This is a genomic window from Nonomuraea bangladeshensis (genome assembly GCF_039529455.1).
GTDB classification, from domain to species: Bacteria; Actinomycetota; Actinomycetes; order Streptosporangiales; family Streptosporangiaceae; genus Nonomuraea; species Nonomuraea bangladeshensis.
Map to the genome: position 1 here is coordinate 1 of NZ_BAAAMV010000011.1, position 18,509 is coordinate 18,509.

The following is an 18,509-nucleotide window of genomic DNA, read 5'->3' on the forward strand; positions in this document are numbered from 1 at the left end:
GCCGGTCCGTCCCCTGACCTTGAGGACGGCCGCCGGTCCGTCCCCTGACCTTGAGGACGGCCGCCGGTCCGTCCCCTGACCTTGAGGACGGCCGCCGGTCCGTCCGTGAACTGATGCGGCCCGCCGCCGGCGGCGGGCCGACGAGGAGAGAAGACCGCATGAGCTTGCTCGATCTGGCCCCCGTGATCCCCGTCGTGGTGATCGAGGACGCCGCGACCGCCGTGCCGCTGGCCCGGGCGCTGGTCGCCGGCGGCCTGCCGGCCATCGAGGTGACCCTGCGCACCCCGGCCGCCCGCGAGGCCATCGCGCGCATCGCCGCCGAGGTGCCGGAGGCCACGGTGGGCGCGGGCACCGTACGCACCGCCGAGGACATCGCCGCGTCGGCCGCGGCCGGGGCCCGTTTCCTGGTCTCGCCGGGAACCACGCCGTCGCTGGTCGAGGCGCTGGAGGCGAGCGGGGTGCCGTACCTGCCCGGGGTGGCCACCGTGTCGGAGGTCATGGCGCTGGCCGAGCGGGGGATCAAGGAGCTGAAGTTCTTCCCCGCGGAGGCGGCGGGCGGCGTGCCGTACCTGAAGGCCCTGTCGGGGCCGCTCCCCGACGTGCGCTTCTGCCCGACCGGCGGCATCCGCGCCACGACCGCCGCCGACTACCTGGCGCTGCCGAACGTCGGCTGCGTCGGCGGCACCTGGCTCACCCCGGCCGACGCCCTGGAGGCGGGCGACTGGGCCCGCGTCGAGAAGCTCGCCGCCGAGGCCGCGGCCCTGCGCCCCTGACCCACCGGCGCCGCACGCGTACGGACCCAGCTACTGGCCCGGCTGGTCACCAGGGCACCACGCCGGCGTCGTCGAACAGGCCGCCGGTCGGCCCGTCGTCCGGCAGCGTGGCCAGCCGGATGGCGGCCGCCGCGCCCTCCCGCGCCGTCGCGGTCCCGTGGAAGGCGTTGAGGTCGGTCGCCACGTAGCCGGGGCAGGCGTTGTTGATGAGGATGCCGGTCCCGGCCAGCTCTTTGGCGTACTGGATGGTGACGGCGTTGAGCATCGTCTTCGACGGCGTGTACGCCCCGCTGATCGGCCCGAGGTCCACGCCGGGCGTGGTCTGCAGGGTCAGGGACGCGACGTGGCTGGACAGGTTGACGATGCGTGGCGCGGCCGAGCGGCGCAGCAGCGGCAGCATGGCGTTGATGACCCGGACGACGCCGATGACGTTCGTCTCCAGGGCCGCCCGCACGGTGGCGGGGTCGAGCGCGGTGGGCCGCTGCTGCGGGCCGCCCGTGACGCCGGCGTTGTTGACCAGCACGTCGAGCCGGCCGGCGCGCTCCTCCAGCAGCCGGACGGCGGCCGCCACGCTCGCGTCGTCGGTCACGTCGAGCGGCACGCCGAAGGCGTCCGCGCCGTCCGCGCGCAGTTTCGCCACGGCCTCCACCCGCCGCCGCTCGTCGCGGGCGCCGACGCCGACGCTCCATCCCAGCGCGCCGAGGCCGGCCGCGATCTCGTACCCGATTCCCTTGTTGGCGCCGGTGACCAGCGCGATCGTCTGTTCGGTCATGGCTCCGATCGTGGCCGCCGGCCGGGCGGCGGGCCAACACCGACCGGGTACGGCAGCGATACCCCACGGGTATCGATCGCCCGGGCTAGCCTGGGGACGTGGAGACGCGGGAGTTGCGTTATTTCGTCGCCGTCGCCGAGGAGCTGCACTTCGGCCGGGCCGCCGAGCGCCTGGGGATCGCCCAGCCGCCGCTGTCGCGGACCGTCATGCGGCTCGAACGGCGGCTCGGGGTGAAGCTGCTGGAGCGGTCGAGCCGCAGGGTCACGCTCACTCCCGCCGGGTCGGTGCTCCTGGCCGAGGGCCGGACGATCCTCGCCGCGCTGTCTGCCGCCGTGCGCCGGGCCAGGGAGGCGGCGGCGGACGAGCCGCGCCTGATCCTCGCCACCAAGGCGGGCGCGTCCGGGGAGCTGCTGGCGAAGCTGCTCGACGCCTACGCCGCCGAGCCCGGCGCGGTCACCGTCGACCTGCTGCTGTGCGAGTCCCAGCAGCAGCAGCGTCTCCTGCGTGACGGCGAGGCCGACGCGGCGCTGCTGCACCTGCCCTTCGACTCGGTCGCGGGGTTCGACACCGAGACGCTGTGCACCGAGGGACAGGTCGCGGTCCTGCCCGCCGGGCATCCGCTGACCGTCCGGCCCCGGCTCATGACGGCGGAGGTCGCCGCGCTGCCGGGGCTGCCGCAGGCCCGCTGGCCGGGGCCGGACGGCTCCTACCCCGAGGGGCCCGGCCCCGAGGTGCGGAGCCTGACGCAGCTGCTCCAGATGGTCGCGCTCGGCCGCGCGAGCGTGATCCTGCCCGAGTCCGTCCGGGCGAACCTGCGCCCCGACCTCGCCACCGTCCCCGTGGTGGACGCGCCGCCCGTGACGACGGTGATCGCCTGGCCGCCGCACAGCCGCTCCCGGGCGCTCGCCCACCTGGTCCGCGTGGCCACCGGCCGCTGAGCCACGTCGCCGGCGAGGAGCCGGTGCTGCGGGCGGCGCCGGCCCGGAGCGTGCCGCACGTGGCGCTGGTCGCCGGCCGGGCGCGCGGCATCGGAGCCAGAACGCCCGGGGAGGTGGCCGTCTTGGTCTACGCCGAGCTCATCAAATTACGCTGACCTGGGTATTTGGAGACGCGGCCACCGGGGTAGGCCAAGGAGGGTCAAGCCGCAGTCTCGGGGAAGCCCCCTCTTGCTCGCGGAGAGCGAAGGGACATTCATGCTCACGCAAACGGCCGGCCAGGAGCCACCGCTCGCCGACGACCGCCCGGTGTCGCACCCGGGGAGCCTGGAGAGGGGGATCGACATCCTCCTCGCGCTGAGCGGGGCACGCCAGCCGGTCAGCCTCGCGCAGCTCTGCCGCAGCACCGGCCTGCCCAAGTCCACCGCCCACCGCATACTCGGCGTGCTGTGCGGGCGGGGGCTGGCCAGGCGGGCGGGCACCGGCTACCTGCCCGGCGACCTGCTGGAGGTGCTGGCGGGCGGGCCGGAACGCGGTCCCGGCGCGCGGCGGGCGGTGCTGCCCTACCTGATCTACCTGTACGAGACCACCCGGCAGACGGTGAACCTGGCCGTGCCCTCGGGCCTGGAGGCCCGTTACGTCGAGCGGCTGTACGGCCACGACCGGGTCGCCTCCCCCTCCGACGCCACGGACCGCGCGCCGCTGCACTGCACGGCGACCGGCAAGACGTTGCTGGCCTTCGACGCCGGGCTGCGGCAGGAGTTCCTGGCGCGGGGCGCGTTCGAACGGCTGACCGGCCGCACGATCACCACGCTGGCGGGGCTGGAGCGGGAGCTGGCCCAGGTGCGGCGGCACGGGGTGGCGTACGCGCGGGAGGAGTTCGCCGAGGGCGTGTCGTGCGTGGCCGCACCGGTCTTCGGGCCGGCGTTCGGCTCGCCGGGCGGGCGGATCCGCATGGCCGTGGGCGTGGCCGCGCCCGCGTACGGCGTGCCCCTGGGGCGGCTCGCCATCGCGGTGCGCGGGGCCGCGCAGGCGATCTCGGCGGCGCTGCTCGGCGAGCAGACGTCCCGATGACCGGAACGCCGCGGGGCCCCGCGGCCGGAAGCGTTCCACTGACCGAAACCCCGCGTTGCGGGCGGGCCGGGCGGCGCGATCACATGAGCGGCATGGACCTCCTTCCCGCTCCGGCCACCTCGGAGGCGCCCGCGGTCCGCAGGGCCAGGGCCCGCACGGCCCCGGACCCGCGGGCGCCGGTGGAACGTTCCACTGAGTGGGAGGGCGCGCATGCCTAGGGGGCTGCCCAGGGCGGGCATGCTGCAGAGCCTGCGGCTCTCGGCCGCGCTCGTCCCGCCGTGGGCGCCGCACACGCTCCCCGGACGCGACCCGCTGCGGGCCCGTCCCCTGCTGGCCACCCTGGAGTCCCGGTACGGCGGCCGTCCCGTGTTCGTCCGCGGCCGGCGCGGCCCCGCCCTGCTGGTGCTGTCCCGGCGCGACGCGCTGCGCGTGCTGGTCGAGGAGCGCGAGGTCTACGCCGCCGGCGTCGAGGCCGGGCTGGAGGCCTGCATGCAGGAGCGTCCCTTCGGGCTGCCCGCCGACGTGCTGCGCCCGGCGTTCATCGAGATCGCCCGCGCCGAGGCCGCCGAGCTGACCAGCGGCGTGGTGGACTTCGACCGGCTCGACGCGCGCTGGCAGCGCGTGGCCCGCCGCTGCGTCTACGGCGACGGCGCGGCCGGCGACGAGGAGCTGACCCGGCTGCTGACCCGCCTCACGCGGGCGGGCCGGCGGCGCGCCAGGCGGCGCAGGGAGCTGCTGTCCGGCCGCTACGACACCCGCATCCTCGACCACCTGCGACGGGCCGAGCCGGGCAGCCTGGCCGGGCTGATCGCCGAGACCCCCGGCGAGGCCGAGTCGCGGGGGCTCATGCAGGCCGCCTACTGGCTCATGGGGCTCGGCGTCGTCTCGGCCGCGCTGATGCAGACGCTCGCGCTGCTGTCCACGCACCCGGCGCACCGCAAGGCGGCCCGCGCCGACCCCGAGCACCTGCGGGCCTGCCTGCGCGAGGCGCTGCGGCTGTGGCCGCCGGTGCCGGCGCTGTCCCGGGTGACCGCCGCCGAGACCCACTGGTACGGCGCCACCCTGCCCGCCGGCACCCCCGTGCTCGTCCCGCTGGCGGTGCACCAGCGCAGCGCGCGGCTGCCGTACGCCGACTCCTTCGCGCCGGAGATCTGGCTCAACGGCACCGCCGCCGACGAGTGGTGGGCCCGTCCCGGCTGCGACGCCATGCACCTGACGCTGGCCGTCGGCACCGCGTTCCTGGCCGCGGTGCTGCGGGAGGCCAAACCCAAGCCGATCGGGCGGCTGTTGTCCCCGCACCGCCCGATCCCCCACACCGCCGACCCCGCCCGGCTGCGCGTCCGGATGCGCCAGGCGCGCCGCAAGCCCGGCCGTTCCTGAGGCCATGCCTGCTCAGCGCCAGTGGCCTACGGAGGGCCCCTTCCTCCGTTAGAGTCTGGGGTACGAAACGGCATGCCGGGCGGAGGTTCGGTTCGGTTTGGGACGGGATGACCACGGCGAGAGGACGGCGACTTTGGGGCGCTCCGCAGGCACTCCGCTGAAGCCGGAAGACCCGCCGGCGATCGGTTCCTACGAGCTGGTCAGCCGTCTCGGCACCGGCGGCATGGGGGTCGTCTACCTCGCCAAGGCCGCCGACGGCTCCAGGGTGGCGCTCAAGGCCATCCGGCGCGACTACACCGCCGACCCGGTCTACCGGGCGCGCTTCCACGAAGAGGTGTCCAACGCGCGCAAGGTGGCCTCGTTCTGCACGGCGCGGGTGCTCGACCACGGCGAGGACCGCGGCGTGCTCTACCTCGTCACCGAGTACATCGACGGCATCTCGCTGGAGGACCACCTCATCGAGCACGGCGCGCTGTCGCCGTCGGTGCTGCACGCCGCCGCCGTCGGCGTCGCCGCCGCGCTCACCGCCATCCACGCCGCCGGGCTCGTGCACCGCGACCTCAAGCCGGCCAACGTCATGCTGACGCTGGCCGGGCCGCGGGTCATCGACTTCGGGCTGGCCCGCTCGACGCACGTCAACGCCCGGCACACCAACGCCGGCATGGTCATGGGCACGCCCGGCTGGATCGCTCCCGAGCAGGTCTTCGAGGGCCGCACCAGCCCGGCGGGCGACGTGTTCGCGTGGGGGTCGCTGATCGCGTACGCGGGGCTGGGCGGGCATCCGTTCGGCGAGGGGGACGCGTACGTCATGGCGGCGCGGGCCCGTACCGCGCCGCCCGACCTGCGAGGGCTGCCCGCGCCGCTCGACCGGCTGGTGGCGGCGGCCATCCACCCCGACCCGTCACGACGGCCGACGGCGCGGCAGTTGCTGCTGGAGCTGGTGGAGGCCTCCGACGAGCCCGCCGCCCAGCTCGCGGCCACCAAGCACCTGACGAACGCCTGGAACGCCTCGGAGTTCGCCCCCCTCACCCAGCCCCCCGGCCCCCAGGGACACGGCGTGCAGGGGCCTGGCGTACAGGGGCCTGTCGTGCAGGGGCCTGGTCCTCAAGGGCCTGGTCCTCAAGGGCCTGGTCCTCAGGGCCCTGGGGCGCAAGGGCCCGGCCCGCAGGGGCCCGGCGCTGTGCCGCCGACCGAGCGCACGGGGGCGTCACCGCACGGGGTGCCGCCCGCGGAACGCACCGGGCCGACCCCTGGCATGCAGCCACCGCCCGCCGAGCGCACCGGCCCCACCCCCGGAAGCAGCCGGGGCCCCCACGTGCCTCCCCAGGGCGCCCCGATCCCCCAGCACGCCCAGATCCCGCCGCAGGGGTCCCCGGCGCAGGGGGCGCCAGTGCAAGGAGTCCCACCGCAAGGAGCCCCGATGCAAGGGGTCCCGCCGCAGGGAGCACCGATGCAGCAGGTGCCGCCGGGGGTCTCCGCGCACCCTGCCGCGCCCGTGCCGCCGGTGCCGCCGGCTGAGCGGAGCGGGCCGGTGCCCGGCATGGTGCCGCCGCACGCCTCCGGGCAGGGGCAGGGCGGTCGGCGGGGTCCGAGGCCGCCCGCGCCCGGTCACGGCGGTCCGCCGCCGCACCCGGATCGCACCGGGCCGGTGCCGCTCGCCGACCACAGCGGCCAGATCCCGCACGCCGAACGTACGGGGCCGGTGCCGCACCTGGACCGCACGGGTCAGGTGCCGCACGGCGACCGTACCGGCCAGCTGCCGCACCCCGAAAGAACGGGACCGGTGCCGCACGCCGACCGCACGGGGCCGGTGCCGCATGTCGACCACACGGGGCCCATGCCGCGGATCGACCGGACGGGGCCGGGGCCGGGAGGGATGGTGCCGCCGCATCAGACCGGGCAGATGCCGCTCCCCCGTCACCCCCGCGGCAACCAGGGGCCGCTGCCGCATCACGCGACCACCGGGCAGGGGCCGTTGCCGGGCTACCCCCAGCCCCGCAGGAAGCGGAGCATCGCCACCGGCTGCCTGACCGCGCTGGTGGTGGCGGCCGTCCTGGCGGTGCTGATCCTGGCCGCCCTCGCGTGGCTGTTCCGCGGCGGCCCGGAGGCCGGCGCCGACGGTCAGGTGCAGGACGGCAAGCTGCGCTTCTCCGTGACCGGCACGACGTGCCAGAAACCGGCGAAGGCCGCCGCGAAGCGCACCTGCCGGGTCGGCGTCCAGGTGGACAACGTGGGCCCCGACGCCCGCGTCCTCTATCCGAGCCAGCAGAAGCTGGTCGTCGAGGACGACGAGGCGCACGGCGGGGTCAGGTTGCTCGACGCCGCCGGCAAGGAGATCACCCCGATCCGGATCGAGTCGGGCGGGGCGTTCACCGGGACGCTGGTGTTCGACCTGCCGAAGAAGAGCAAGCCGGTCGGCCTGGAGGTCCACGACTCGGGCCTCAGCTCCGGCGCCCGCATCACGCTGGTCTGAGCCACCGGGATCCAGGCGGGGCTCGTCAGAAGCCCTCGGACGGGGAGACCCGGCCCTCCAGGGGGGCGCCTTCGGCGTAGCGGCGCACGTTGTCCTCGACCCGCTCGGCCAGGCCGCGCCAGTAGGCGGCGGGCGGATTCGCGCTGTGCGGGGTGATGAGGACGTTGTCCATCGTCCAGAGCGGGTGCCCGTCGGGAAGCGGCTCGGGGTCGGTGACGTCGAGGGCGGCCCCGCCGATGCGGCCCTCGCGGAGCGCGGCCACCAGGTCGTCGGTGACGACGAGGCCGCCACGGGCGACGTTCACCAGCCAGGCGCCTGGACGCATGAGCGCGAACTCGCGGGCCCCGAACATGCCGCGGGTGCGGGGCGTGAGCGGCGCGGCGACCACGACGTAGTCGGCCTCGGGCAGCGCCTCGCGGAAGCGGTCGCGGGGCAGGACCCGGGCCGCGCCGGGCGCGTCGCCGCGGTCGGTGACGGCGATCACCGGGCAGCCGAACGGCTCCAGCAGCCGTACGAGCGCCCGCCCGATGCCGCCGTGGCCCACCACGGCGACGGTCGAGCCGGCGAACACCGCCGAGCCCTTCGGGCTCCAGCTCGTGGCCCTGGCGTACCGGGGCAGGTCGCGGGCGGCGGCCAGCATGAGCGCGAGGGTGTGCTCGGCGACCTGGGGGCCGTACGAGCCGGTGGCGGCGGTGAAGACCGGCTCGTCGGTGATCACCCCGGCGGCGGCCATGCGCTCGACGCCCGCGCTCGGCAGTTGCACCCACCGGATCCGCTCGCCGATCATGCCGCGCAGCTCGGCGGGGTCGCCGCTGCCGTAGTAGACGAGCGCCTCGGCCTCCTCCAGCGGCACGACGCGCCCGCCGCCGCGGCGGACGGCCTCGACGAGGGCGGGCACGGGCTCGGGGCCGACGTGGACGGCGACGGTCATCGGAAAACCTCCTGGTCGTACGGGCTCAGCGGTGCACGGTCTCGCCCGAGGAGGCGAACGCGGCCAGCGCCCGGTCAAGGCCGGCCCGGTCGGGCAGCCCGGAGTTGTCGTCGGCGCACTGCACGACCAGCGCCGCCACGGCCGCCGCCTCGCGCAGGCACACCTCGTACGGTTCCCCGCGCAGCAGCCCCGACAGGAACCCGGCCGCGAACGCGTCCCCGGCGCCCACCGGATCGGTGACGGGCACGGGGAACGCCTCCTGCCGCAGCCCGGCGCAGCTCGCCGACTTGTCGCGGTGCTTGATCACGGCCAGTCCTGGCAGCCCGGCCGGGTCCACACCGAGCAGCTCCAGCTCGTCCTCGCCGGCGAAGACCACGTCGGCGCGGGCCATGAGCGGAGCGACGCGCTCGCGCCACCGCTCGGGCGGGCCGAGCTTGAGCCGTACGTTCGGGTCGAAGGAGACCGTCGCGCCCGCCTCGCGGGCCAGGTCGAGCAGGCGGAGCGTGGCCGGGTGGGCCGTGTCGGACAACATCGGCGTGATGCCGGTGACGTGCACGAGCCGGGCGCCGCTCACCATCTCGGGTGTCAGCTCGCCGGGGGCGAGGCGGGAGGCGGCCGAGCCCGAGCGGTAGTAGGTGACGTCGATGGCCCTGGCCGGATGGCTGTCACGCAGCAGCAGCCCGGTGGGGGCGTCCGGGTCGACGACGGCGTGCCGGGTGTCGATGCCCTCGGCGCGCAGCATGGCCAGCACCGACCTGCCGGCCGGGTCCGCGCCGACCCGGCCGAGCCAGCGGACCTCGTGGCCGAGCCTGGCGAGCCCGGCGGCGACGTTGGACTCGGCGCCGGCGATCGAGCGGCGGAAGGAGGTGGCGCGCTCCAGGGGGATGCCGGGCTCGGCCAGCATGAGCAGCATCGCCTCGCCGCAGACCACGACGCTCACGGCTGGGCCCGCAGGGGTGACCGGTGGATCATGCGTCCCTATCGTAGTACGACATCACTTTTGCCCAATCGGGTAACGCTGTCATCCAGATCCCTCCGTCACCCGTCTACCCTGAGCAACTTCCGGGTCGGGAACGGGGCTAGAGCGCGTGAGGCGTCCATTCATCATCCTGCTGGCCGCCAACGCCCTCTCCGTCACCGGGACCATGCTGTGCGTCCTCGCCGTGCCGTGGTTCGTGCTGGAGACCACGGGCAGCGCGGCGCTCACCGGGCTGGCGGCGTTCTCGGCCACGCTGCCCGTGGTGGTCGCGGCGGCTTTCGGCGGGACGCTGGTGGACCGGCTGGGGTTCCACCGGTCGAGCATGGTGTCGGACCTGATCAGCGGGCTGGTCGTGCTGGCCGTGCCGCTGCTGGCACAGGGCTCGGGGCTGTCGTACCCGCTGCTGCTGGCGCTGCTGTTCCTGCGCTGGCTGGCGGCCACGCCGGGCGAGACCGCGCGCAAGGCGATGCTGCCGGAGCTGGCGGCGCTGGGTCAGGTGCGGATCGAGCGGGCGGCGGCGGCCTACGACGGGGTCTACCGCGGGGCCGCGATGGTGGGCGCGCCGCTGGCCGGGGTGCTGATCGTCTGGCTCGGCACGCACGCGCTGCTCATCGTGGACGGCGTCACGTTCCTGCTGTCGGCGGCCCTGGTGGGCACGCTGCCGCGGGCCGGCGGCGCGGCGCGGCCCGGCGGCGGGGAGGGGTATCTGCGGGGGCTGCGGTCCGGGCTCGCCTTCCTGTGGCGTGACCGGCTGCAGCTCGGCGCCACCGGGATGATCGTGGTGGTGAACATGCTGGACACGGGCGTCACGCAGGTGCTGCTGGCCCTGTACGCCCGGGACGTGGCGGGCGATCCGCGCGCGTTCGGCCTGCTGGCCGGGTCGGTGGCGGCGGGCGCGCTGGCCGGGACCGTCGCCTACGCCGCCGCCGGCGACCGGCTGCCCCGGCGGCTGACGTACGGGATGGCGTTCCTGCTGGCCGGGGTGCCACGGGTGCTGGTGCTGGCGCTGGACGTGCCGTTCGCCGTCGCCGTCGGGGTGGCGCTGGCCTCGGGCTTCGCCGCGGGCGCGATCAACCCCATCCTGGGCGTGCTGCAGTACGACCGGATCCCGCCCGTGCTGCGGGCCCGGGTCATCGGGGCCATGACCGCCGCCGCCTACGCGGCCATGCCGGTGGGCGGGCTGCTGGCCGGGGCGCTGACGGAGCTGGCCGGGCTCCGCGCCGCCCTGCTCGCCTTCACCTGCGTCTACGCGCTGATCTCGCTGCCGCCGTTCGTCGGCAGGGCCTGGCGCGAGCTCGACTGATCCGGACGCGGGCCGGTCGCCGCGGCCCGCTCCAGCAGCAGTCTCTCGGTGATCGGCGACTCGTGGGTGCCGGGCACGGAGCACGCGTGCGCCCCCGCGAGGGCGCCGAGCCTGACGCACTCCTCCAGCGGCCGGCCGCGCAGCGTGCCGTACAGGAAGCCGGAGGCGAACGCGTCGCCCGCGCCGTTGCTGTCGGCGACCGGCCCCGGCAGCGGCTCGGCGGGGAACGCCCGCACCTCGCCGGAGTCGCGGGTCAGCACGAGGCAGCCGTCGGCGCCGCGGGTGCAGATCACGGTGTGGGCGCGGCCCTCGGCCAGGATGGCGCGCATCGCCGCGGCCGGGTCGGGCAGCGCCACGGCCGACAGGAACACCAGGTCGGAGCGGAGGGCGAAGTCCTTGTGGTAGTCGTCGGCGCCGTTCCAGTCGTGCAGGTCGGTGGAGATCGGCACCCCGTGGAGGTCGTCGTTGAGGTCGTCGTAGACGTGGCGGCAGAAGTCGGTGATGGAGACGTGCACGTGGCGGGCGCGCACGCCGGCGTAGGTCTCCTTCGGCAGGCGCTCCCCCGGCGTGGCCTTGGGGTCGAAGAAGGAGGTGCGCCGGCCGTCGGGGCCGACGAGCAGCACGCTCCTGCGGGTGCCTGCCTCGGCATGGCCGTAGGAGCAGGCGAGGTCGCGCAGCGCGTGCCGGATCAGCGCGCCCTGTGGGTCGTCGCCAATCAGGTCGGCGAAGGCGACGTCGAGGCCGAGGGCGTGGCAGCCGAGCGCGACGCCCGCCCCGGTGTTGCCGATGCGGTCGACGACCGGCGGGACCTGGTAGGTGTCGCGGTAGGGAAGCGGCAGCTCGGGGACGTACACGGTGGTGTCGACACCGGCGCCGCCCAGGACGAGGACGTCGCGCGTCATCGGTTGACCAGCGGTCCCGAGCCGGTGGAGCCGCGCACGACCAGCTCGGGCTGGTAGATCAGCTCGACGTGCTTGGCGGGCGCGCCGTTGACCTCCTCCAGCAGCGTCTGCACCGCCGCCGAGGCCATCGCTCCTATCGGTTTGCGCACCGTCGTCAGCGGCGGGTCGGTGAACGCGATGAGCGGCGAGTCGTCGAACCCGACCACCGACACCTCGCCGGGCACCGCGAGGCCCTTCTCCCTGCAGGCACGGATCGCGCCCAGCGCCATGAGGTCGCTGGCGCACACGATGCCGGTGCAGCCGCGCGCCAGCAGCTGGGTGGCCGCCGCCTGGCCGCCCTCCACCGAGAACAGCGAGTGCGCGATCAGGTCGTCGACGTCGGTCGCGCCGAGGAGCTGGGCCATCGTCTGCTTGAATCCCTCGATCTTCCTGATGACCGGCACGAACCTGCGCGGGCCGAGCGCCAGCCCGATGCGCTCGTGCCCGAGGTCGACCAGGTGCTGCACGGACAGCCGGACCGCCATGCGGTCGTCGGGCGAGATGAAGGGCGCGTCGATGTGCTCGCTGTAGCCGTCGACCAGCACGATCGGCAGGCCGCGGTCGGTGAGGCGGGTGTAGCGGTCCATCCTGGCGGTGGTGTCGGCGTGCAGCCCGGAGACGAACACGATGCCGCTCACCCCGCGGTCGACCAGCAGCTCGGTGAACTCGTCCTCGGGCGCGCCGCCGGGGAGCTGGGTGCACAGCACCGGCGTGTAGCCGTGCTGGGTCAGCGCCTTCTCGATGGCCTGCGCGAACGCCGGGAAGATCGGGTTGTCCAGCTCGGGCGTCACCAGGCCGACCAGCCCGTTGCTGCGCTGGCGCAGGCGGGGCGGGCGTTCGTAGCCCATGAGGTCGAGCGCGGTCATGACCGACTGGCGGGTGGTCGCGGAGACCCCTGGCTTGCCGTTGAGCACCCGGCTGACGGTGGCCTCGCTCACCCCGGCCTGGGCGGCGATGTCGGCAAGGCGAGCGTGACCATTCATGTGAGCTACTTTACTTTCCACCCTGCCGCCGAATCCGCTGCTCCGGGGCACCCGAGGCGGGCACGAGCCGGCCTCCCCCCTGCGTCCCGACCATGAAAGCCGTTTCTGCAACTTTACGCAAGTCCTTTGCAGGCATCGGCAATCCGGAAATATCAGTCTTCGGACGCCCAAAACTCCCGACCGAAACGGCGCGGAGGGAGATTCTTTATGTCAAGGGTGGACATCTAGCGTTAAGGCGCGATGTACTACCTCATCAATCCGTCTCGTCACAGGTGACACGCGCGCAAGGTGCAGGCCCATGAGCTCGGTCGTTCTCGACAGCGTGACCAAGGTGTATCCGGGCGACTACCTGGCCGTCGACCGGCTGAACTTACGGGCTGAAGACGGTGAGTTCCTCGTCCTGCTGGGCCCTTCGGGCTGCGGCAAGTCGACGCTGTTACGGATGATCGCCGGCCTGGAAGGCATCACCGAAGGTGAGCTGTGGCTGGACGGCGAGCTCGCCAACCACCTGCCGCCGCGCGACCGCGACGTCGCCATGGTCTTCCAGAACGGCGCCCTCTACCCGCACCGTACCGTGCGCGGCAACATCGCCTTCCCCCTGGAGATCGCCAAGTCCGACCCGGCCCTCGTACGCGAGCGCGTGACCGAGCTGTCGAAGGTGCTGCACATCGACGAGACGCTGGACCGCCGCCCCGGCACCCTGTCCGGCGGCCAGCGGCAGCGCGTGGCGATGGGCCGGGCGATCGTCCGGCAGCCGAAGTTGTTCCTCATGGACGAGCCCCTGTCCAACCTGGACGCGGGCATGCGCACCGAGCTGCGCATGGAGATCTCGGCGCTGGTCAGGTCGCTCGGCGTCACCACCATCTACGTGACCCACGACCAGGTGGAGGCCCTGACGCTGGCCGACCGCATCGCGATACTCAATCGCGGGGTCCTGCAGGACGTCGGCACTCCGGCCCAGATTTACAACGATCCAGCCACCGCCTTCGTGGCGGCCTTCCTCAACTCCCAGCAGTTGAACCTGTTGGCGGCCACTGTCAGGACGCCACAGAACCAGTACGTCCTGCTCGACTTCGGCCCGCACCGGCTCACCATGCCCTGGAGCGATCCCAGGGCGTACGCCATCTCGCAGCACACCGGCGGGCACGTCCTGGTCGGCATGCGGCCCGACGGGCTCGCGCCGGTGCCGGAGTCGTACGAGGGGCCGTCGTTCTTCGGGCGGGTGCGGACGCTGGAGTATCACGGGCACGAGTGGCTGGCGTACCTGGAGTGCGGCATGCCCGCCGTGCCGGTGCCCGAGCCGCCGGACCCCAGGCAGCGGCGGGCCCACGGCGCCAAGAACGGCTCCGGCGGGCTGTCGGGCCTGATGCGCCGCATGTTCGCCCCCGTGCAGGAGGCGGAGCCGCAGGAGCAGGAGCGCGTCGGCAGCGTGGGCAGCGGCATCCACCGCCGCGCGGACCTCATCGTCCGCCTCGGCAACCGGCCGGTCTGGCGCGCGGGCGACGCCGCCAAGGTCGCGGTGGACCTCTCCCGCATCATGATCTTCAAGCCGGACGGCGCCCGCATCGACCCACCCCGCCGCTGAGCCCAGGGAGTCAGGAACTCCGGATCGGCCTGTCCCGCCGCCGACGCCGCCGGATCAAAGACTCCGGCGGGGGCCGTCGGGGTCAAGCCCGACGCGCCCGGATCGACCCGCCCCGCCGCCGACGCCGCCTGGTCAGAGGCTCCAGCGGGGGCCGTCCGGGGTGTCCTCGATCTGCACGCCGCCTGCTCGCATCGCATCCCGCAGCGCGTCGGCGACGTCGTAGCTGCCCTGGCGGCGCAGCGCGACGCGGAGGGCGAGCAGCGACTCGACCAGGTGGCCGAGGCCCGTCGAGCGGCGGCCGGCGTCGGCGGCCAGCTCGCCGAGGCGGGCGATGAGCAGCCGCATCAGCTCGCGCGCCTGGTCGACGCCGCCGGCGTCCTCCTCGGTGTCGGCGGCCCACTTGACGATCTCGGCCTCCAGGTCGAGGACCGCCTGCGCGGCCGCCACGAGGTCGGGCTCCGCCTCCGCCGCGCGGAAGCGCTCCTCCCCGGCGCGGATCGTCTCCTCCAGCGTCACCTCGGCGGGCGCGGCGGCCCGCTCCGCCGGAGGCGGCGGCAGCGGGGCGCCGCCCGCACCGGAGGCCAGCCGGCGGAGCCCGGCGAGGTCGGTGCGGGTGCCCGCCGGCAGCACCGCCGCCGACCCCGGCAGGCGTACGGTGAGCCCGCCCCGCCCGGCGACGCGCACGCTCTCGCTCTCCAGGTCGATGACGAGCGCGGTGTGCTCGTCGATGCCGAGCACGGCGGTGCCCTCGGGCAGCTCGCGCTCCATCCGCGACAGCCGCCGCTCGCCGAGGTAGCAGTAGCGGGTGTCGTGGGTGCCGCCCTCGGCGTTGTCGAAGTGCGGGATGAGGACGGCCTGCAGCCCGAGCGGCTCCAGCAGGTCGATGCCCTCGCGCCAGTGGGGCTCGGCGCCCACCTTGTAGATCTCGTAGACGGGGACGGTGGCCAGGCCCGCCGTGCAGGCCGCCGCCGAGGCGAGCACGGTCACGCCCTGCCGGGCGCGCACCCGTGCCCGCAGGTCGCCGGCCACGCCGGACTCGGCCCAGCGCTCCAGCGCGTACGTCGGGCTCCCCGGCCCCGAGAACACCCAGTCGGCCCCCGCGATGCCCGTGCCCACCTCGACCTGGAGCCCCACGCTGTGGGCGAAGTAGCGGCGGGCGCGGGCGGAGATGTCCGCGCGGTTCTCCTGGAAGGCGTAGGGCGTGTCGAGCAGCACCGCCCGCGCCCCGGGCCGCAGCTCCCGCGTGGCGGCGCGGTGGACCTCGACCATGGTCGGGCTCGTCTCGCCCGACCCCATCAGCACCAGCACACCTGGCATGGTTGTTCGGCCCCTCTCTGTCGCACGCCCTTCGACTACAGCCGGGCTCGCCGCGCGGTTCAAGAGCGAACGCCACCTGCGCGCTGCCCGTAGTTGCGCATGGATTGCAGTAAGTTGGTGGCGATGACGGCAGGACACGTGGTCTCGGTTGAGACGCTCATGCTACGCGTGGGCACCGACAATCGCTGGTCGTACCGGCACGCCACGACCAGCCCGCGCCCCGGCGAGACCCCCGACGAGGCGGCGCGGCGGCTGGCCGGGGTGCGCGGCGAGGACCCCGGCGTGGTGCTGCACTCCACGAGCTGGCGCTACGAGCCGGACGGCCGGGTCGTGCTCACGTACGCGGTGTGCCCCGATCCCGCCCCCTGGCTGCCCGCCGAACGGACGCCCGTCCTGGATATCGCCCGGGGCGGCGCGCCCGCGACGCCGTCGCCGGAGCGCCTCGCGCTGGCCAACGTGGTCGCGCACGCCATCAGGCACCTGGCCTTCCTCGTCGCCGAGGATCCGGTGGTGGCCCGGGCGCTGGCCCGCCATCCGCGCGTCGTACCGGCTCTATCCGGCCCGCCCGCCGGAGCCGCCGCCCCTGAGCCCGCCGCCACCGGCGCCTGAGACGGCCCGCGCGACGCGGCGGCCCCACGCCTGGCCGGGCCGTTCGACGAAGTGGTAGGCGAGGGCGCTCGCCCCCAGCACCAGCGCCAGGGCGAGCGCCGCCATCGCCGCCTGCCACACCGGCTCGGCCTCCCTCAGATCGCCCGAGATCGTCGTGAAGTACTTCAGCAGCGGATGGTGGACCAGGTAGAGCGAGTAGCTGACCAGGCCCAGCCAGACGAGCGCCCGGGGCAGCCGCCGCCCGCGCAGCGCCATCCCGGCCGCGAACGTGCCGCCCGCCAGCGCGATCGTGGTCAGCCAGACGTCGGCCTGCACCCACCACCAGCCGGTCTCGATCGCCCGCAGCGGCGCCAGCCCGACCAGCGCCGTCGTCACCGCCACCGGCCAGAGCGGGCCGGCGCCCTCCTCCCAGCGGCGGATCGTGGTGCCCGCGAACATGACCGCCACCACGGCCACGCCGAGCCACGGGATGCGGCTGCTCAGCACCAGCGCGGCCAGCGCGGTCACGCCCAGCACGCAGGCCGCCGCCGTGCGGGCTCTCCCCCACAGCACGCACGCCAGCCCGGCCGCGAACACGGCGGCCGTGACGTACGCGGGCCAGCCGCCACGCAGCAGGGGCCCGCCGATCACCAGGCCCACGGCCACGGCCCCCAGGCCGAACACCATCGTGAGCGTCCCGCTCCCCCGGTGCGCGCCGACCAGGAACAACGCGGTGACCACGAGGTAGAACACCATCTCGTACGACAGCGTCCACATGGTGTCGGCCACCCCGCCCACCCCGACCACGTCGAGCAGCATCGTGGCGTGCGCCGCCACCGCGCTCCCGTCGCGCGGCACCTCGGCGCGCACCGGCACCCACCATGCGAGCGCCAGCACGAGCACGGTCACCGCCAGGTAGAGCGGGTAGAGGCGGAAGAACCGGCTGATCCAGAAGGCCCGCACGTCGCCGTGCCGCTCCAGCGACGTGGGGATGATGTAGCCGCTGACCAGGAAGAACACCAGGATGCCGTAGACGCCGAGACTGAACCAGTAGGGGCGCAGGCCCGGCAGGAACCACGGCAGCAGGTGCTCGGCCACCACGGCCGTCGCCCCGATGCCGCGCAGGGCGTCGAGCCAGGCCAGCCGGGCGCCGGGGCCCGCCGGGCCGCCCGAGCTGCCGGGGTCGCTGGGCACGAGCGGAGCGGTGGCTGCGGACACCCGCACCAACTTACCCGTACGGCGGGCGGTGATGCCGCCCGCTCTTCTCACTCGCTCCGGTGCCCGGTGAGCGAGGCGTGGTGGTCGGCGCCGTCCGGGCCGTAGGGGTCGGTGTGGACGGTCGCGGCCCGCAGGCGGGGCAGCTCGTGGATGAGGCGGTGCTCGGCCTCGACCGCCACCGCGTGCGCGTCCACGACCGACATGTCATGGGCGACCAGGATCTCCACCTCGGCGTGCAGGGCGTGGCCGATCCAGCGCAGCCGTACCGAGCCGACCCGCCGCACGCCGGGCACCCCGGCGATGATGCCTTCCGCCGCGTCCACGAGCGCGGGGTCCACGGCGTCCATGAGGCGGTGGTAGATCTCGCGGGCCGCGTCGCGCAGGACGAAGCAGATGGCGACGGTGATCAGCAGGCCGACGACGGGGTCGGCGACCGGGAAGCCGAGCGCGGCGCCGCCCGCGCCGAGCAGCACGGCGAGCGAGGTGAAGCCGTCGGTCCTGGCGTGCAGGCCGTCGGCGACCAGGGCCGCCGAGCCGATCTCCCTGCCGACCCTGATCCGGTAGCGGGCCACCCACTCGTTGCCGAGGAAGCCGACCACCGCGGCGCCGGCCACCCAGCCGACGGCGCGGATGTCCTGGGGGTGGAGCAGGCGCTGGACGGCCTCGTACCCGGCGAGGGCGGCGGAGACGGCGATGATCGCGACGATGACGATGCCCGCCAGGTCCTCGGCCCGGCCGTAGCCGTAGGTGAAGCGGCGGGTGGCGGCGCGGCGACCGACCGAGAACGCGATGGCCAGCGGGACGGCGGTGAGGGCGTCGGCCAGGTTGTGCAGGGTGTCGCCGAGCAGCGCCACCGAGCCGGAGGCCACGACGATGACCGCCTGGACGGCCGCGGTGACCATCAGCACGGCGAAGGAGACGGCGAGGACCCGCATGCCGCGACTGCTGGACTCCAGGGCGGTGTCGGTCTTGTCGGCGCTGTCGTGACTGTGCGGCGTCACGACGTGCGCGATGCTCCTCGCCAGCCTCCTGATTCCACGCGGGTGCCCGTGCCCATGACCGTGCCCATGACCGTGCCCATGACCGTGCCCATGACCGTGCCCATGACCGTGCCCATGACCGTGCCCATGACCGTGCCCATGACCGTGACCGTGACCGTGCCCGTGGTCATGGCCGGAGTTCGGCTGGTGAGCCATGGCATCCCTCGCTCGCGCAGGTCGTCACTGGGCACCAGGATAGGCACCCGGCCCCGCCGAG

The 18,509-nt window shown here is 74.7% G+C and carries 17 protein-coding genes; 8 read left to right on the plus strand and 9 right to left on the minus strand.

All coding sequences use genetic code 11. The features are described from left to right. The first annotated feature begins 158 nt into the window (after nt 1–158). On the plus strand, nt 159–773 hold the full coding sequence (eda, locus tag ABD292_RS35135; RefSeq protein ID WP_344215085.1) for a bifunctional 4-hydroxy-2-oxoglutarate aldolase/2-dehydro-3-deoxy-phosphogluconate aldolase: 615 nt from the start codon (nt 159–161) through the stop codon (nt 771–773). A 46-nt stretch (nt 774–819) separates the two neighbouring features. Here the strand turns inward: eda and ABD292_RS35140 are convergent, their stop codons facing one another. Further along, nucleotides 820–1,545, minus strand: a complete 726-nt coding sequence (locus tag ABD292_RS35140; RefSeq protein ID WP_344215087.1) for an SDR family NAD(P)-dependent oxidoreductase — start codon at nt 1,543–1,545, stop codon at nt 820–822. Between the two features lie 98 nt (nt 1,546–1,643). Here ABD292_RS35140 and ABD292_RS35145 point away from each other — a divergent pair, with 98 nt between their 5' ends. The 4 genes from ABD292_RS35145 to ABD292_RS35160 all read left to right on the plus strand — a co-directional run bounded on the left by ABD292_RS35145 (nt 1,644) and on the right by ABD292_RS35160 (nt 7,407). Next, entirely contained in the window at nt 1,644–2,483 is an 840-nt protein-coding gene (locus tag ABD292_RS35145; RefSeq protein ID WP_344215089.1) for a LysR family transcriptional regulator, read from the plus strand. 255 nt (nt 2,484–2,738) lie between these two features. Continuing rightward, on the plus strand, nt 2,739–3,554 hold the full coding sequence (locus ABD292_RS35150; protein ID WP_344215091.1) for an IclR family transcriptional regulator: 816 nt from the start codon (nt 2,739–2,741) through the stop codon (nt 3,552–3,554). A gap of 210 nt (nt 3,555–3,764) precedes the next feature. Further along, nucleotides 3,765–4,934, plus strand: coding sequence for a cytochrome P450 (locus tag ABD292_RS35155; RefSeq protein WP_344215093.1), 1,170 nt, complete (start codon nt 3,765–3,767; stop codon nt 4,932–4,934). A gap of 133 nt (nt 4,935–5,067) precedes the next feature. Beyond that, nucleotides 5,068–7,407 carry a protein kinase domain-containing protein gene (locus ABD292_RS35160; RefSeq protein ID WP_344215095.1) on the plus strand — a complete coding sequence of 780 codons (2,340 nt, stop codon included), beginning with the start codon at nt 5,068–5,070 and terminating at the stop codon, nt 7,405–7,407. A 25-nt stretch (nt 7,408–7,432) separates the two neighbouring features. On the opposite strand, the gene ABD292_RS35165 is transcribed toward ABD292_RS35160, so the two are convergent. Further along, on the minus strand, nt 7,433–8,338 hold the full coding sequence (locus ABD292_RS35165) for a D-isomer specific 2-hydroxyacid dehydrogenase family protein (RefSeq protein WP_344215097.1): 906 nt from the start codon (nt 8,336–8,338) through the stop codon (nt 7,433–7,435). 25 nt (nt 8,339–8,363) lie between these two features. Beyond that, nucleotides 8,364–9,278 carry a sugar kinase gene (locus ABD292_RS35170; RefSeq protein WP_344215099.1) on the minus strand — a complete coding sequence of 305 codons (915 nt, stop codon included), beginning with the start codon at nt 9,276–9,278 and terminating at the stop codon, nt 8,364–8,366. A gap of 148 nt (nt 9,279–9,426) precedes the next feature. Between ABD292_RS35170 and ABD292_RS35175 the strand changes: the two genes are divergently transcribed. After that, complete coding sequence (locus ABD292_RS35175) at nt 9,427–10,620, plus strand: MFS transporter (RefSeq protein ID WP_344215101.1); 1,194 nt, start codon at nt 9,427–9,429, stop codon at nt 10,618–10,620. Here the strand turns inward: ABD292_RS35175 and ABD292_RS35180 are convergent. Together ABD292_RS35180 and ABD292_RS35185 are read right to left on the minus strand one after the other, a co-directional pair. Continuing rightward, entirely contained in the window at nt 10,563–11,522 is a 960-nt protein-coding gene (locus ABD292_RS35180) for a carbohydrate kinase family protein (protein ID WP_344215103.1), read from the minus strand. The two genes, ABD292_RS35175 and ABD292_RS35180, sit on opposite strands and share 58 nt — an antisense overlap. Further along, entirely contained in the window at nt 11,519–12,544 is a 1,026-nt protein-coding gene (locus tag ABD292_RS35185; RefSeq protein WP_344215105.1) for a LacI family DNA-binding transcriptional regulator, read from the minus strand. The genes ABD292_RS35180 and ABD292_RS35185 overlap by 4 nt, the downstream gene beginning before the upstream one ends. Nucleotides 12,545–12,842: 298 nt before the next feature. Between ABD292_RS35185 and ABD292_RS35190 the strand changes: the two genes are divergently transcribed. Beyond that, nucleotides 12,843–14,129, plus strand: a complete 1,287-nt coding sequence (locus tag ABD292_RS35190; RefSeq protein ID WP_344215107.1) for an ABC transporter ATP-binding protein — start codon at nt 12,843–12,845, stop codon at nt 14,127–14,129. A 132-nt stretch (nt 14,130–14,261) separates the two neighbouring features. Here ABD292_RS35190 and ABD292_RS35195 read toward each other — a convergent pair whose 3' ends face one another. Beyond that, nucleotides 14,262–15,446, minus strand: a complete 1,185-nt coding sequence (locus tag ABD292_RS35195; protein ID WP_344215110.1) for a hypothetical protein — start codon at nt 15,444–15,446, stop codon at nt 14,262–14,264. Nucleotides 15,447–15,569: 123 nt separating this feature from the next. Here ABD292_RS35195 and ABD292_RS35200 point away from each other — a divergent pair, with 123 nt between their 5' ends. Further along, complete coding sequence (locus ABD292_RS35200; protein ID WP_344215112.1) at nt 15,570–16,055, plus strand: NUDIX hydrolase; 486 nt, start codon at nt 15,570–15,572, stop codon at nt 16,053–16,055. Here the strand turns inward: ABD292_RS35200 and ABD292_RS35205 are convergent. The 3 genes from ABD292_RS35205 to ABD292_RS35215 are packed head-to-tail and all read right to left on the minus strand — an operon-like array spanning nt 15,999 to nt 18,423. Next, on the minus strand, nt 15,999–17,252 hold the full coding sequence (locus tag ABD292_RS35205; RefSeq protein ID WP_344215114.1) for an acyltransferase family protein: 1,254 nt from the start codon (nt 17,250–17,252) through the stop codon (nt 15,999–16,001). The genes ABD292_RS35200 and ABD292_RS35205 overlap by 57 nt on opposite strands. Before the next feature lie 47 nt (nt 17,253–17,299). After that, nucleotides 17,300–18,253, minus strand: coding sequence for a cation diffusion facilitator family transporter (locus ABD292_RS35210; protein ID WP_344215116.1), 954 nt, complete (start codon nt 18,251–18,253; stop codon nt 17,300–17,302). Further along, a complete protein-coding gene (locus tag ABD292_RS35215) occupies nt 18,250–18,423 on the minus strand; it encodes a hypothetical protein (RefSeq protein ID WP_344215118.1) in 174 nt (57 codons plus the stop codon). The genes ABD292_RS35210 and ABD292_RS35215 overlap by 4 nt, the downstream gene beginning before the upstream one ends. Between the last annotated feature and the right edge of the window lie 86 nt (nt 18,424–18,509).